This window comes from Thermanaerovibrio velox DSM 12556, assembly GCF_000237825.1.
Taxonomy (GTDB): domain Bacteria; phylum Synergistota; class Synergistia; order Synergistales; family Synergistaceae; genus Thermanaerovibrio; species Thermanaerovibrio velox.
Genome location: NZ_CM001377.1, coordinates 85,574 through 99,421 on the forward strand (window position 1 = coordinate 85,574; position 13,848 = coordinate 99,421).

At 62.6% G+C, this 13,848-nt stretch carries 13 protein-coding genes and 1 pseudogene; 12 read left to right on the forward strand and 2 right to left on the reverse strand.

The window, feature by feature from the left end; genetic code table 11:
- Positions 1 to 10 precede the first annotated feature (10 nt).
- A complete protein-coding gene (locus THEVEDRAFT_RS10195) occupies positions 11 to 1,786 on the reverse strand; it encodes a metal ABC transporter solute-binding protein, Zn/Mn family (protein WP_006582756.1) in 1,776 nt (591 codons plus the stop codon).
- Between the two features lie 286 nt (positions 1,787 to 2,072).
- On the opposite strand from THEVEDRAFT_RS10195, the gene THEVEDRAFT_RS00390 reads away from it, so the two are divergent.
- From THEVEDRAFT_RS00390 to dapF, 9 genes and pseudogenes are all read left to right on the forward strand, one after another.
- Positions 2,073 to 3,203: an ABC transporter substrate-binding protein gene (locus tag THEVEDRAFT_RS00390; protein ID WP_006582757.1), complete on the forward strand. Its 1,131-nt coding sequence runs from the start codon at positions 2,073 to 2,075 to the stop codon at positions 3,201 to 3,203.
- The gene (locus THEVEDRAFT_RS00395) at positions 3,200 to 4,879 is read left to right on the forward strand and encodes a GAF domain-containing protein (RefSeq protein ID WP_245522677.1); all 1,680 of its coding nucleotides are present in this window, start codon (positions 3,200 to 3,202) and stop codon (positions 4,877 to 4,879) included. Before THEVEDRAFT_RS00390 ends, THEVEDRAFT_RS00395 begins: the two co-directional genes overlap by 4 nt.
- A complete protein-coding gene (locus THEVEDRAFT_RS09655) occupies positions 4,851 to 5,363 on the forward strand; it encodes an HD-GYP domain-containing protein (protein ID WP_245522678.1) in 513 nt (170 codons plus the stop codon). Before THEVEDRAFT_RS00395 ends, THEVEDRAFT_RS09655 begins: the two co-directional genes overlap by 29 nt.
- A gap of 144 nt (positions 5,364 to 5,507) precedes the next feature.
- Positions 5,508 to 6,353 carry a polyamine aminopropyltransferase gene (speE, locus tag THEVEDRAFT_RS00400; RefSeq protein WP_006582759.1) on the forward strand — a complete coding sequence of 282 codons (846 nt, stop codon included), beginning with the start codon at positions 5,508 to 5,510 and terminating at the stop codon, positions 6,351 to 6,353.
- 19 nt (positions 6,354 to 6,372) lie between these two features.
- A pseudogene (locus tag THEVEDRAFT_RS09660) lies at positions 6,373 to 7,632 on the forward strand (cobyrinic acid a,c-diamide synthase CobB); the annotation flags it as partial.
- Positions 7,633 to 7,906: 274 nt separating this feature from the next.
- The gene (locus THEVEDRAFT_RS09665; protein WP_281054545.1) at positions 7,907 to 8,857 is read left to right on the forward strand and encodes a cobyric acid synthase; all 951 of its coding nucleotides are present in this window, start codon (positions 7,907 to 7,909) and stop codon (positions 8,855 to 8,857) included.
- Positions 8,811 to 9,284, forward strand: a complete 474-nt coding sequence (locus THEVEDRAFT_RS10035; protein WP_050802080.1) for a cobyric acid synthase — start codon at positions 8,811 to 8,813, stop codon at positions 9,282 to 9,284. Before THEVEDRAFT_RS09665 ends, THEVEDRAFT_RS10035 begins: the two co-directional genes overlap by 47 nt.
- A complete protein-coding gene (locus tag THEVEDRAFT_RS00415; RefSeq protein WP_006582760.1) occupies positions 9,277 to 9,693 on the forward strand; it encodes a translation initiation factor in 417 nt (138 codons plus the stop codon). The genes THEVEDRAFT_RS10035 and THEVEDRAFT_RS00415 overlap by 8 nt, the downstream gene beginning before the upstream one ends.
- Positions 9,694 to 9,696: 3 nt before the next feature.
- Positions 9,697 to 10,545: a diaminopimelate epimerase gene (dapF, locus tag THEVEDRAFT_RS00420; RefSeq protein WP_245522679.1), complete on the forward strand. Its 849-nt coding sequence runs from the start codon at positions 9,697 to 9,699 to the stop codon at positions 10,543 to 10,545.
- 4 nt (positions 10,546 to 10,549) lie between these two features.
- Here dapF and THEVEDRAFT_RS00425 read toward each other — a convergent pair whose 3' ends face one another.
- Positions 10,550 to 11,563: a potassium channel family protein gene (locus THEVEDRAFT_RS00425; RefSeq protein ID WP_006582762.1), complete on the reverse strand. Its 1,014-nt coding sequence runs from the start codon at positions 11,561 to 11,563 to the stop codon at positions 10,550 to 10,552.
- Between the two features lie 95 nt (positions 11,564 to 11,658).
- On the opposite strand from THEVEDRAFT_RS00425, the gene xth reads away from it, so the two are divergent.
- The 3 genes from xth to THEVEDRAFT_RS00440 are packed head-to-tail and all read left to right on the forward strand — an operon-like array spanning position 11,659 to position 13,740.
- Entirely contained in the window at positions 11,659 to 12,438 is a 780-nt protein-coding gene (gene xth, locus THEVEDRAFT_RS00430; RefSeq protein WP_281054546.1) for an exodeoxyribonuclease III, read from the forward strand.
- Positions 12,435 to 13,313 (forward strand): GHMP family kinase ATP-binding protein, encoded by an 879-nt coding sequence (locus tag THEVEDRAFT_RS00435; RefSeq protein WP_006582764.1) that lies wholly within the window; start codon positions 12,435 to 12,437, stop codon positions 13,311 to 13,313. The genes xth and THEVEDRAFT_RS00435 overlap by 4 nt, the downstream gene beginning before the upstream one ends.
- Positions 13,276 to 13,740, forward strand: a complete 465-nt coding sequence (locus tag THEVEDRAFT_RS00440; protein ID WP_245522680.1) for a DUF4234 domain-containing protein — start codon at positions 13,276 to 13,278, stop codon at positions 13,738 to 13,740. Before THEVEDRAFT_RS00435 ends, THEVEDRAFT_RS00440 begins: the two co-directional genes overlap by 38 nt.
- The last annotated feature ends 108 nt before the right edge of the window (positions 13,741 to 13,848 follow it).

Consider the following 13,848-nt stretch of genomic DNA (forward strand, 5'->3'; position numbering starts at 1 on the left):
TGTATAACCGTTACCCTAACGCCACGTCAAGGATCATCATGCAGATGAAGCCAAGTATTACCCCCATTGTGGCCAGATCACCGTTGTCCTCCGACTGGGACTCCGGTATCACCTCCTCCACCACCACGTATATCATGGCACCGGCGGCGAAGGACAGGGCGTAGGGCAGCCCCATCCGCATGGACTCCACCGAGAGGGCCCCTATGGCGGCGAAGATCGGCTCCACCACCGCGGAGAGCTGGCCGAAGAAGAACGCCATGGACCTGGAGAACCCGGCGCTCCTCAGGGGCATGGATACCGCAAGCCCCTCCGGCAGGTTTTGAAGCCCTATGCCAAGGGTAAGCGCCAGAGCGCCGGAAAGGGTGGCGGAGCTCGAGAGTCCCGCGGCCCCGAAGGCCACCCCGAAGGCCAGTCCCTCCGGTATGTTGTGAAGGGTTATGGCCAGCACCAGGAGGGTGGTCTTCCTCAGATGGGACTTGATGCCCTCCGGCTGGCCCCCCTTGAGGGCCGGGTGAAGGTGGGGCAGAAGCAAGTCCAGAAGCCTTAAGAAGAGCGCTCCCCCCAGGAACCCCGCGGAGGGGGGAAGCCAAGGCGTGAGCCCAAGCTCTTGGGACATCTCTATGGCGGGGGACAGCAGGGACCAGAAACTGGCGGCTATCATGACCCCGCCGGAGAAGCCCAGCATGAAGTCCAGCATCTTCCTGGATGGGTTAGCCCCGATGAAGGCCATGGCGGCACCAATGGCTGTGAGCCCCCACGTGAGGGTCCCGCCCAAAAGGGCCTGAAGGGACGGGGAAAGGGACCTGAACCAATCAAGCCCGGAGCCTGTGAGGAGAGACCAGCTTCCCATGGGGATCACCTTGTTCTCATCGAGTCCGCGAAGGCCTTGGCGGTTTGGCGCATCATCTTGAACCAGTCCGCCTCCAGCGGATCCAGCTCCACCGGCTTCACCCCCAACATCGCTGCGGCCCCTTGAGCGGAGCGTCCGAACATGGAGGGCTGCACGAACATCACCCGTATCCCTAGGCTTTGAACCTTTGACCTCAGCTTTGACAGCTCCTTGGGCCGGGCCTCCATCCCCTCCGATTCCACCGCCAGGGGGATTACGCCCCCTCTCGGCGCAGAAGTAGTTCCAGGCGGGGTGATACGCCAGCACCGCCCGGCCCTTGAAGGGCCCCAGGAGGGCCGAGATCTCCTTGTCCAGCCGGTCCATCTCCCCGAGGAGCTTCGCCAGGTTGGCGTCGTAAAAAGACCCGTTGCTTGGATCCAGGGACTTTAGACCCTCCGCCATCGAGCGGGCCATGGCCCTTCCGTTGGACAGGGAGTTCCACACGTGGGGATCGAAGGATTCCCTATGCCCCGGCTTGTCACCCTTCCCTTCGTGAGCGTGGCCATGCCCTTCAAGCTTGGAGAACTTAAGCCGCATCACCCTAACCCCATTGGCCCTCAGCTTGGGCAGAAGTGATTCCTCCAACGGCAGGCCGAGGTAGAAGATCACATCCGCCTCCGATACCGCCTTGGCGTGGCTTGGGCGCATCTCGAACGAATGGGGATCCGCCCCTTGGGGTATGAGGGTCACCACGTTGACCCGATCGCCCCCTATCCTCCTCGCCAGGTAGGACACCGGCTCAACGGGACACAGGACCGTAAGCCCTTTGACGCCCCCTTGAGCCCATGCGGGGCCCAAGGGAAGGACAAGGCCGACAAGCGGGGCAGAGAGGACCAAAGCCTGAAAAACAAGAGCAACGGAGATGAGCAGCAAACGGCGGTGCTTAACTTCCCTCATCGCCTTATCACCCTCTCTTGAAAAACTATTTTTGATTTCGTCGCGGTTCATTATAACCCATCGTACCGTCCATAAAAAACGGCCGGGTGAATTTGGTGATACATGCCAAAATCTTTAGCGCTATCAAGCCCCACCGCAGCGGTGGGATTTGGTACAATCCGAGGGGATGGATTGCGAAGGTTCGTTGTCGCTCTTCGTGAGCGTTTTCATGAATTGGGTTCGGTGCCGGCGTGGGAGAAAGGTGCGGTGATGTCGCTTGAGGCCGAGGGTTGTAGGGGGATCCCGCATGGCGGGTATGTTTAAAACGCTTAAGCTTTCCAAGCCCCTGTCCCTGGCGGCTGGGTTTGTGGCCATGTTCCTTTTAGTGCTCCTGGCCTTCAAGCTTTTGGGTCCCCGGGAGGCGGTGGTGGCCCTTTGGTTTGAGCATCAGGGGCCTGGGGCGTCTTTGTCCCGGGACGTACAGCAGTGTGCCCTCTTCGCGGTGGACTACTTCAACATAGCGGAGCGCGGCAGGGGGCTTAGGGTGAGGCCCTTGGTGGTGACCGGGATGAGCGACCGGGAGGCGGTTGATGCCATCAAGAAGGCCAAGGCCTCGGTGGTGCTGGTGGGGGCCACGTCGGGTTTCGTGTCCAGGGTGCATCCCCTGCTGGAGAGGGAGGGGATCCCCGCCATAGCCACCAACGCAAACGCCCCGGCCCTGGCGGTGGAGGGGGACCTGTTGTTCCGCTATTCTGGCCCCTCTGGGGCGGTGGAGCTTGGGGAGATGGTGCGATCGCACCTCCCGGGTTTCAAGAGGTACTTGGCGGTGCTGGACTCGTCGAACCTGGTGTACACCAAGGGGCAGCTGGATGGCTTCTCCACCGGCCTTGGGATCCCGCCTAAAAAGACCCTCATGGGTTCCCCGGGGGACCTTTACGATGCCTTCCGGCTTGAGGTGGTAGCCGGCGGGTACGACGGATTCTACCTTGCCATGCCGGCGTACTACGCGGGGGTTTTCATGGAGATCGTGGGGAACCTGAAGGGCCCTGCGCCCTGTGCGGTGGCGGGTTGGGGGGTGTCGTCGGTCAGCGCCAGCCTGGCGGGGCCCGAGTCCCTTGGGTACTCGGTGGTGTTCTCCCCGGTTGAGCTGGACATGGGGCATCCGTTCATGAGGTACCTTCAGGAGAGGATAGCGGGTCTTCCTCCGCTGCCCGCGGTGGACTCGGGATACGGGGCGGTGTCGATGGCGTTGGAGGCGGTCCTAGTGGGCCCCAAGGGCCAGGAGGGTGCCGCGGAGGCCCTCAAGGCCATGAAGACCGTTAAGACCCTTCGGGGGGAGTTCCCCGTTGACCGAGCGGGGGATGCGGTGCTTCCCCTTTATCTGGTGAGGTACGATGGCTCCGCCTGGAGGAACATGGGGGAGGTGGGGGGCCGGTGACGTCCTTCAAGAGGCTTTTCGTCCGGTGGTTTTGGTTCTTCGCCTCCCTGGGGGCCTTCATGCTGTTCCTTCAGGGGGCTTACCTCTTTAAATCCGTCCTGCGGGACCAGCAGAGGAACGCCTGGGACGCCACGGAGAACATGGCGTCGAACCTGGTGAGGTACTTGGACTCGGAGCTTGTGAAGGCCTCGTACATAGCCGCCGTGCCCTACAAGGCGGAGACCTACTTCCCGGAGGTGGAGCTGCTGGTTAGGATCCTGGAGGACCAGGTGGAGGAGTCCTTCCGGGGGAGCCTGCCCAATGGGATGCATTTAAGGGAGCTGGAGCGGCTCCGTGGTGTTTGGGAGGTGTCCGGCCTTTACAACCCGGACGGGCATCCCCAGTTCGTGACAGTCCGGGAGCTGGAGGGAAACGAGTACCTGGTGGGTATCAGGATGGACGAGAAGTCCTTGGGTTTTCACGGATCCTCGTTGGTGCTGCCGGTGCTGACGGGGGAGGACGGCAGGGTCATATGGGCGGAGAATGGGCCCTTTGGAAGGCACTTCGCACTCCTGGGCTGGGTGGATCGGGAGATGTTGAACTGTTCGTCCTGGTCAAGGGGCAGGATAGACGACGGCAGGGCCTACTGGGCCAAGTGCTTCAGGGTTCAGTCCATGAGGCTTCTTGTGGTGGTGCCCGAGGGGGAGATACTGGGAAGGGTGTTATCCGGCTCCGCGGTTCCAATCGTCATGTCCTTCATGATGTTGGGCATCCTCTTCCTCTTTTACATGCTTTGGAGGAATCAGGTGATGCCGGACGTGAGGGACATCACGGACTTCTTCAAGAAGATGGAGAAGGACCTATCGGGGCTGAGGTGTCCTGAGGAGCTCTCGCAGGTGATAGACAACCTGTCCAAGGACGTTGAAAACCGCAAGTCCCGATGCCGCCTCGAGGAGCTCCATTCGGTGCTGTCGGGTCTTGGGGCTGCCATGCGGGTGCTGTGGTCCCAGCAGGAGGAGATAAACGCCTTTGGGGAAGAGGTGGCGGCCATGAACGCCTCCCTGGCGGAGTCCAACGACATCCTTCGTAAGCGGGAGCAGATATGGGGGCAGACGCTTCAGGTGGCCAAGCTGGTCCGCTCGGGCTACCAGGCCCCCGACGAGGTGGGGCGCATAGCGGACACCATACGGGAGATGCTGTCCGCCTTCGGGGTGGTGGTGGACCGCCTGGAGGGTGACACGCTGATACCGGTGGCCTACAGCGGTTATGATGAGGGGCTTCCGCCGGAGCCGGTGAACATCCACTCGTCCCTCATAGGCCGGGCGGTGAAGGAGGGGCTCATATGGGCGGAGGACGTGAGGAAGGAACCGGGATACCTCACCCTCCACGAGGCGGTGGTGACCGAGGTGGCCATGGGGCTTTCCCACATGGGCCGTCCCGTTGGGGGGCTCACGGTGAGCTTCACCGAGAGGCGCAGGCGGGACGAAGTGATGCTGGAGACCTTGATCCCCGTGGCTTCCGTCCTGGCGGGGTTCCTTGATGCCAGCAAGTCCCGGCAGGAGATCAGGGAGTCCTACTATTACCTGTTACCTGGCCCAGAAGCTGCAGGAGATAACAGGCATATACCACAACGAGACGGAGGAGCACCTAAGCCGCATAGGGGCCTATGTGACCCGAATATCCCGGGACCTTGGTAGGACCCATCAAGAGGTGGAGGACATGGGGATCTTCGCCAGGCTCCACGACATAGGCAAGCTAAAGGTGCCCCATAACATCCTGTCCAAGCCGTCGGGGCTTACGGGGGACGAGTTCGAACTGGTCAAGCGCCATACCATTTGGGGGGCGGAGATAGTAGGCGATGCGGAGTGGCTAGCCATGGCCAGGAGGGTGTGCCTTACCCATCACGAGAAGTGGGACGGTTCCGGCTACCCCTTTGGGCTTTCGGGCCAGCAGATCCCCTGGGAGGGCCGGGTCATGGCGTTGGCGGACATATACGACGCCTTGCGGTCGAACCGATCCTACAAGAGGGGTTTTAGCCACGAGGAGGCGGTTAGGATCATATTGGTTGGAGACGGCAGGACCAGGCCGGAGCACTTCGCACCGGAGGTGCTGGAGTGGTTTAGGCAGAACCACGAGGTCATGGGCAGCATATTCGACCGCTTCAGGGACCGGGAGGAATGATGTAAAATCGAACCCCCGGAGGCGTTCCCGGGGGTGAACGGGAGGGTTGCGCCCGTGCCCCATGGAGTCGTGGGGCGTCGCGCTTTGCCTTCCCATTGGAGGACCCCAAGACAAAAAGACAAACCCCTTAAGGAGGTATACCCCATGGAAGTTCGTCCCAAGAGGCTTAACGAGATGTGGCTCTTCGAGGAGCAGACCCACAACATGAAGCTCGGGCTTCGGATGACCCAGGTTCTACGGAACATAAAGTCCCAGTACCAGGACCTTTTGGTGGTGGAGACCCCGGAGTACGGCAAGGCGATGGTCCTCGACGGGGCCATACAGGTCACCGAGCGGGATGAGTTCTGCTACCACGAGATGATGAGCCATCTGGCCCTCTGTTCCCATCCCAACCCGGAGAAGGTGCTCATAGTGGGCGGCGGCGACGGGGGCACCTTGAGGGAGGTGCTCCGCCACGACGCCGTGAAGGAGGCCTACCTGGTGGACATAGACGAGGAGGTCATAAGGGCAGCCAGGGACTTCTTCCCAACCCTGAGCTGTGCCATGGACGATCCCAGGGCCCGGGTGCTGCCCATGGACGCCCTCAAGTTCATAGAGGACAACAAGGAGACCTTTGACGTGGTCATAGTGGACAGCACGGACCCGGTGGAGTTCGCGGCGGGCCTTTTCGAGGCTCCCTTCTACGCCAACGTTCACCGGTCCCTTAGGGAGGACGGGTTCATAGTCTGTCAGACCGAGTCTCCCTTCTCGGACCCCCACGTGGTGACCGGGGCCTACGAGGCGCTCAAGCAGGTGTTCAAGGTGGTGAAGCTGGCGGTGGGCTTCATGCCCACCTATCCCACCGGGTTCTGGACCTACGGCATAGGCACCAAGGGTCTTGACCCGGCGGAGGTCCGGCGTCCCGCCCCGGAGGGCACCCGCTACTACTCCCACGACATTCACAGGGCCGCCTTCGTGCTGCCTCCGTTCCTCAAGGCCATGCTGGGGTAGCGCCGTGACCAGGGGGCTAGTGCTGGCCGCCCCCGGCAGCTCATCGGGGAAGACATCCTTGTGCGCCGCCCTGGCCTGGGCCATGAGCAGGAGGGGCGCCAACGTGCAGACCTTCAAGGTGGGGCCCGATTACATAGACCCCTCGTACCTTTCCGCCGCCTCGGGCCGGGAGTGTTGGAACTTGGACGGGTTCCTCACCCCCGGCCTTCTGCCTTGGGTATACAGGCACGCCTCCGAGGGGGCGGACATCGCCCTGGTGGAGGGGGTGATGGGGCTGTACGACGGTTTGAACCCCCAGGGGGACTTCTCCACCGCATGGGTTGCCAGGGAGCTGGGGTTGCCGGTGGTATTGGTGCTGGACTGTCTTAATTCCTCTCCCACCATGGGGGCCTTGGCCTGGGGGCTGGTGAACGCCCCGGGGGCCCCGGAGGTGAGGGGTATCATCCTTAACCGGGTGTCGGGCGCTTCCCACGGGGAGGCGGTGAGAAACTGGCTTCGTGCCTATCCACTGCCCCCGGTTCTTGGGGAGGTCCCGAGGATCGAAAAATCCCTTCCCTCCAGGCATCTTGGGCTGCGCCAGTCCTTTGAGGGGCCATACCTCATGGAGGCGGTTCGCCGGCTAGGGGAGGTTTTGGACGGGGGGTTGCTCCAGTCCCTCCACGCCCTGGCGGGGGAGCCCAAGGGTGGGCCGGTGAAGGAGCCCCTCTTGGAAGGGCCCCTGGGGCTAGGGAAGCGGGGATCCTTGCGGGTGGCTCTGGCAAAGGACCGGGCGTTCTCGTTCACCTATGCCAGTTCCTTGTACGCCCTTAGATCCATGGGGGCGGAGATAGTGCCCTTCAGCCCCATGGAGGAGGAGATACCGCAGGACGCGGCCGGTTTGGTGCTCCCCGGGGGCTATCCGGAGGAACACATGGACCGGCTTTCGTTGTCCCGCTTCATGAGATCCCTCCGATCCGCCCGGCAGGCGGGGATGCCCATATACGGCGAGTGCGGGGGGATGATGGTCCTTGGGGAGCGGATGAGCGATCCCGCGGGTCGCAGGGCCTCCATGGCGGGGCTTCTCAAGCTGGACTTCGGCTTTAAGCCCCGGCTTGACCGGTTCGGCTACGTGGAGTGCCGTCTTGAGAAGGACTGCCTCATCGGCTCCGCGGGGACCTCTTTCAGGGGGCACGAGTTCCACTACTCCTTCTGCGAGGGGCAGCAGGAGCCCCTCATGGAGGTCCGGAAGGCATCGGCCCCTCGATCCTGGCGGTGTGGGTACGGGGACATGGGACTTTTCGCATCCTACGTCCACGTGGACATGCTGGGGGAGCCTCACCTGGCGGCCCGTTTCCTCGAGGCCTGCGCCTCCTGGAGTTCTTCCCCCGGAAGGGAGGTCAAGGGGGCCCGGCAAGCCGGGAGGTCAAAGCTCGGGGAGCCCGGAAGACCCAGGGGGCGGGCTTTGATGGTGCTGGGGGCTTCCAGCGACGCGGGCAAGAGCTTTCTTGCCACAGGACTTTGCCGGGTGTTCGCAAGGCGGGGGCGTCAAGGTGAACCCGTTCAAGGCCCAGAACATGGCGCTCAACGCCTTTTCAACCCCCTGGGGAGAGATGGGGACTGCCCAGGCGGTGCAGGCGGAGGCGGCGGGGGTGGAGCCCTCGCCGCTGCACAACCCGGTTCTCTTAAAACCCATGGGGGACTCGGTGAGCCAGGTCATAGTGAAGGGGCAGGTGCTGGGGCACTGGTCCGCCGGGGAGTACCACCGGAGCCTTTCGGAGGAGCTATTCCCGCTGGCGGCGGAGGCCCTGGAGGAGCTCTTGTCCTGTTCGGACCTGGTGGTGATGGAGGGGGCGGGGAGCCCCGCGGAGATGAACTTGTACAGCCAGGACCTGGTGAACTTGAGGATGGCCCGGTTTGCCGGGGCCTTTGGCATCCTGGCGGCGGACATAGAGAGGGGGGGCGTGTTCGCGGCACTTTCCGGCACCTTGGACCTTTTGCATCCCATGGACAGGCCCATCGTGGGGGGGCTGGTGGTAAACCGCTTCAGAGGGGATGTATCGCTGTTCCATGAGGGGGTTCGGTTCCTCGAGGACCGGACCGGAAGGCCCGTGCTCGGGGTGCTTCCGCTGATGCCGGGTCTTTCGATACCTGCGGAGGACAGTTTGAACCGCCGGGACTTCGGCGAAGGGGAGCTTAGGGTGGCGGTGATATCCCTGCCAAGGATGTCCAACTTCACGGACTTCGATGCCCTCGGGGAGGACCGGTGCAGGGTCACCTTCGTCTCCCACCCGGGGGAGATAAGGGGTGCGGATCTTGTGGTGATACCCGGCACCAAGTCCACGCTGGAGGACCTCCGCTGGCTCAAGGCCAGGGGTTTCCCCGGGGCTCTGGCGGAGGCTCTAGGGGGCGGCGCCGTGGTTTGGGGCATATGCGGGGGCTACCAGATGCTGGGGCTCTCCGTGGAGGACCCGTTTGGGGTTGAGGGGGGCGGGCTCCGAGGAGGGGCTTGGGCTTCTGCCGGTTAGGACCGTGTTCATGCGGTCCAAGGTGGCCCGTCCGGCCCGTGCCGTGGTGAACGGTGGTTTCTGGCTTGATGAGATCAGGGGTGCGCAAGTTGGAGGCTATGAGATCCACGTGGGAGACACCGGGCTGGTGGATGATGGTGCTTCAGCCCCCTTCTCGATATTGGAGGGGAACGGCCCAAGGCCGGACGGGGCGTTCGGCCTTGGGGGCCGGGTCTTCGGAAGCTATCTGCACGGCCTTGGGGACGATCCGTTGTTCCGCCGGGCCCTTTTAAACCACCTGAGGCGCCTTAGGGGGCTCCCGGAGCTGTCCGGCAAGGCCCTCAGCGGAAGGGCCATGAGGGAGAGGCGTTACGATGCCCTGGCGGATTTCCTGGAGGAGCGGCTTAGGCTTGACCTGGTGGAGGAGGCGGTGTTCCGGGATGGGTAAGTCGAAGAGAGTGCCTCTGGTGGAGGCGGCGGGGGACATAAACAGCCTTGGGGAAGCCCTGCGGTCCGCGGGGCTGAAGCTGGAAGGCGGGGAGGCCCAGAAGGTGGAGTCCCCATCGGAGTCTTCTGTGCCTTCTGGGCCTTCTCGAGAGGGGACACCGAAATCCAAGGCAAAGCCCAGGTCCGCGTCCCTTTCGATCCGTAGGAAGGGGCTTGGGGGGCACCAGTGCACCGCGGTCTTGGTGAAGGGCCTTTCGGCGGAGGAGCTGGGCGGGCTTTGCAAGTCCCTAAAGACCGCCTTGGGCTGCGGCGCCCGGGTGGAGGAGGGGGAGGTTTTAGTCCAAGGGGATCAGCGGGAACGCCTTAAGGCGGTGCTCTCCCGCATGGGTTTCCGGGTAACGGGGGGATGAGCGGTGGAGGGTTTGAGGTTTGTGGAGTTCTTCAAGGTCCACGGCAACGGGAACGACTTCGTGTTCGTTGACGACCTTGGAGGCAGGGTGAGTTCCCTTGTTGCCCCGTCGGAGCTTGCGGTTAAGGTGTGCCACCGCCGGAAGGGGATAGGGGCGGACGGGGTGCTTCTGCTGCAGGACGGAGACGGGGAAGTTCAGTTCAGGATGAGGATATTCAACTCCGACGGCACCGAGGCGGACATGTGCGGCAACGGGGCCCGGTGCTTCGCCAGGATGTTGGATCGCCTTGGGCTGGAGGACCCTAAGATGAGGTTCCTCGCCGGTGTCGGGGTGGTGGAGGCCCAGGTTGATGGGTCTTTGGTGTCCCTCAAGATGGGATTCTGTCCCTTCGGGGATGGGGCTTTCTTCGGGGTCCCCGAGAGCGGCGAGGGGGTTCCTGACGGGGTGGTTATGTCCTACCTGCACGTGGGGGTGCCTCACGCGGTGCTCTTCGCCCGAAGCTGGGACATTGGGGAGGAGGAGCTTAAGGTCCTTGGAAGGCGTTACCGGCACGACGGCAGGTTCCCCAGGGGGGCTAACGTTACCTTCCTGATGCCCCTAGGCGGGGTTGACGGTTCGGGGGGGTTCTTCGCCCGCACCTATGAGCGGGGGGTGGAGGACTTGACGCTTTCATGCGGCACCGGGGCCTGCGCTTGCGCCGCGGCGCTTTTGCGCATGGGGTTTGGAAGCCCCGTTAGGATAGAGTCCCCCGGGGGGTTCAACGTGGTTGAGGTGGAGGCGGAACCCCATGGGGCCCGGTACGTGTTGACGGGCCCCGCGGAGGTGTCTGCCCGGGGGGTTTTTTACCTCTAGGGATCTATACCTGGCCGGTGAGAAGCCGCCGCAGGTCCTTCATGTGGTCCTTGAGGCACAGCACCAGGAGTTCGTCTCCCCCGTCCAGGACGTAGTCCCCCGGGGGGTTGTAGCGGGTGACCGTGTCCCTGCGGATGGCAAGGACCAGAACGTCGAGGGATCGCCTTAGGTCCGCCTGGGCCAAGGTCATCCCCACCACGGGGCTGTCGTCTGATATGACGACCTTGTCGAACTCAAGGTTTAGGCGCCTGGTGGTGTGGATCAGATCCTGCATGGCCTCTGCGGCCTTAGGCCTTGTGGCCACGTTGGCCATGGTGTGGGCTCCCGCCACCAAGGGGTTTATGACCTTGTCCGCCCCCGCCCTGTAGAGGGCGGAGGAGGACTGGTTGTCGTTGGCCCTGGCTATTATCCGGAGGTTCTTGTTCAGCGCCCGGGCGCACAGCACCACGTAGACGTTGTCCGGGTCGCTGCTCAGGGTGGCTATCAGCCCCTTGGCCCTGGTTATGCCCGCCTCCTCCAGGGCCCGTTCCTCCGTGGCGTTGCGGTTGAGCACCAGCCAGCCCCCCTCCACCGCGCTGATCACCGAGTTCTCGTCCCGCTCCAGCGCCACGAAGGGGATGCCCTCTTCGAAGAACTGCTCCGCCACCTGGCTCCCCACCCGTCCGAGCCCGCAGATTATCCAGTGGTCCTTGACGTTGCTGAGCATCCTGTTCCGCCTCCTGCCGAGAAGGGTGAGCATCTGGTCCTCTATGAAGAACCGGGTTATCTCCCCGATTGAATAGGCCATGACCCCGAAGCCAACTATTATGAGGAATACGAGGAAGATCTTGCTGCCCCATGTCAGGTTGGGGGGTGCCTCGAACCCCACGGTGGCCAGGGTGGTAACGGTGTAGAACGCCGAGTCCACCCAGGATAGCCCCATCTCGAAGTGCATGACCGCCATGCCTGTGCATATGAGAGACAGCAGGGTAAGCCCTATCACTGCTATCCGCCGTTTCCCGGTGCATCGGTGGTCCACTCTGCAGCCCTCCCCTTTGCTTTCCCCTGGAAAATAAAATAGTATGATGTGACGGGAGATTCCTGGCTGGGGGGATATGATTGTCAATTTTCAAGGTGATAACGTTCAATGTCAATTCGCTCAAGGCCAGGTATGAGGTGGTGTCCCTTCTTATGGGGAGGGAGAGGCCCCACGTGCTTTGCCTTCAGGAGACCAAGGTGCAGGACCGGGACTTCCCGGAGGATTTATTTTCGTCCAACGGTTACCGGGTCTTTTACCGGGGCATGAAGTCCTACAACGGGGTGGCCGTTGCGGTGCTGGAGGACCTTGGGGAGGTGGAGGGGCATTTCTTCGGGTTCCCCGGCGGTGGGGAGGAGACCGATGATGCCAGGCTTGCGGTGGTAAGGGTGGGTGGTATCTGGGTGGTCAACTGCTACGTGCCCCAGGGCAAGGAGGTTGAGCACCCGGACTACCTGTACAAGCTGCGGTTCTTGCAGCGCCTTAGGGATCTTGTTGGGGAGCTCAAGGTAGGAGGCGCGGAGGTCCTGGTGGTGGGGGATCTCAACGTGGCCCCCGCTCCTCTTGACGTGACCCATCCGGAGAACAAGGTTAACCACGTGTGTTTTCATCAGGACGTTCGCCGGGCCTTTGAGGAGCTGTTATCGGTGGGGCTGAGGGACCTTTTCCGTCTTCACAGGCCTGGTGAGGGGGAGTTCAGCTTCTGGGACTACCGGGTGAAGGGTGCGCTGGAGAGGAACATAGGTTGGAGGATAGACCACATATTGGGCACCGGGGGTCTTGCGGAGAGGTCCTTGGATGCGGTGGTTCTTAGGGAGTATCGGGCCATGGAGAGGCCGTCGGACCACGGCCCCGTGATGGGGGTGTTCAAGGGTTGAGGAAGGCCTTTGCGTCGCTCCGGGGAACGGTTGGGGAGTGGATTCAGGGTTGGATACTGCCCGACGGGGAGGCCTTGGTGAGCCTTGCGGTGGAGTGGCGTGGGAGGGTGACCGTGGAAGAGGGGAGAAGTCCCCGAGCCCTTCCCCCCAAGGCCCACAGGGCGCTTAAGCTGGCCCGGGAGTCCTTTGGGCTTGACGGGGCGGTGTCGGTGGAGGTGGAGAACCCCTTGAGGCCCGCGTTGGGGCTTGGTACCTCCACCATGGACGTTGGCGGGGTGCTGGCGTCCTGTGCGGTTCTTAAGGGGGTGGACCTGGGGGAGGAGGAGCTTTTCCGGCTGTGTTGTTCCGTAGAGCCCTCGGACGGCACCATGTTCCGGGGGCTTGCGCTGGTGGACCACATAAGGGGTAGGCTTATCGAGCGGCTTCCGGAGCCGCCGGACATGTGGTTAGCGGCGATGCTCCCGTACAGGACGTTGGACACCGAGGTTTACCGGAAGGACCGGGGGCTGATGAAGGCGGTGAGGGATCGGTCCCAGAGGCATGTTAAGGCCTACCAGGTGTTGAAGCGGGGCCTTGTGGAGGGGAACTGCCGCAAGGTGGCCGCGGCGGCCACCATGTCCGCCATAATTCAGCAGGCCATAATGCCGAGGGAGGAGTGGCCCCTGCTGCTTGGGGCCTGCAGGGAGTTCAAGGGGATAGGCTTGGCGGTGGCCCATTCGGGTACTGCGAGCGCGGTGATATTCAAGGATCTTAAGGGAGCCGAGGCCTGCAGGGAGTTTCTGGCTAAGCGGTGGGACCTGGGCGAGGTTAGGACCGTTAAGGCTTGCGGAGGAGGCGTTGAGGTTGGAGACTGTGGTGGTGAACCCAAGGATTAAGCGGGTGCCCCTTTTGATGATGGTGCTTTTGTCGGTGGTTACGATGGGGATATACCCCGCCTATTGGGTGTATTCCCGGCGTGATGCCTTCAACCAGATGGGCAGCGCCCATGTGGGGGACGTCCTGGGCACGGTTCCTCTGATACTTGGTTTCGTATCTTTGGGCTTTTCCTTCAAGAGCGCCATAAGCCCCATCTGGGGGAGCATGGCTGGGGGGCTTGCGTCTTTGGTTGGGGCGGTGATGATGATATTGGCCTGTTTCAGGTACCGGGAGAACCTCAGGTTCTACGTCAAGATCCGGGATGCGAGTCCCTTGGCGGCGGAATCGGTGGCCCGGTCGTGGTTTATGACGCTAATATTTGGGGCTTTGTACCTGCAGTATCACGTGAACCGCCTTTTGGACGCGGGTCTTTTGGATCCCAAGTGATGGGGCGATGGGAGCTGGGAACTGTAAGTTGTAAACTGCAAATAGGCTGATGCGCTCATGCTGAGGGGCCGCGGGCCGTGTAGCCCGCGGCTTTTTAAGTAAGAGATC

Bases quoted from the DNA above. Each gene is read 5' to 3' on its own strand.
- THEVEDRAFT_RS10195 (WP_006582756.1), bottom strand. From the start codon at position 1,786: ATGAGGGAAGTTAAGCACCGCCGTTTGCTGCTCATCTCCGTTGCTCTT.
- THEVEDRAFT_RS00390 (WP_006582757.1), top strand. From the start codon at position 2,073: ATGGCGGGTATGTTTAAAACGCTTAAGCTTTCCAAGCCCCTGTCCCTG.
- speE (WP_006582759.1), top strand. From the start codon at position 5,508: ATGGAAGTTCGTCCCAAGAGGCTTAACGAGATGTGGCTCTTCGAGGAG.
- THEVEDRAFT_RS09665 (WP_281054545.1), top strand. From the start codon at position 7,907: ATGGCGCTCAACGCCTTTTCAACCCCCTGGGGAGAGATGGGGACTGCC.
- THEVEDRAFT_RS00415 (WP_006582760.1), top strand. From the start codon at position 9,277: ATGGGTAAGTCGAAGAGAGTGCCTCTGGTGGAGGCGGCGGGGGACATA.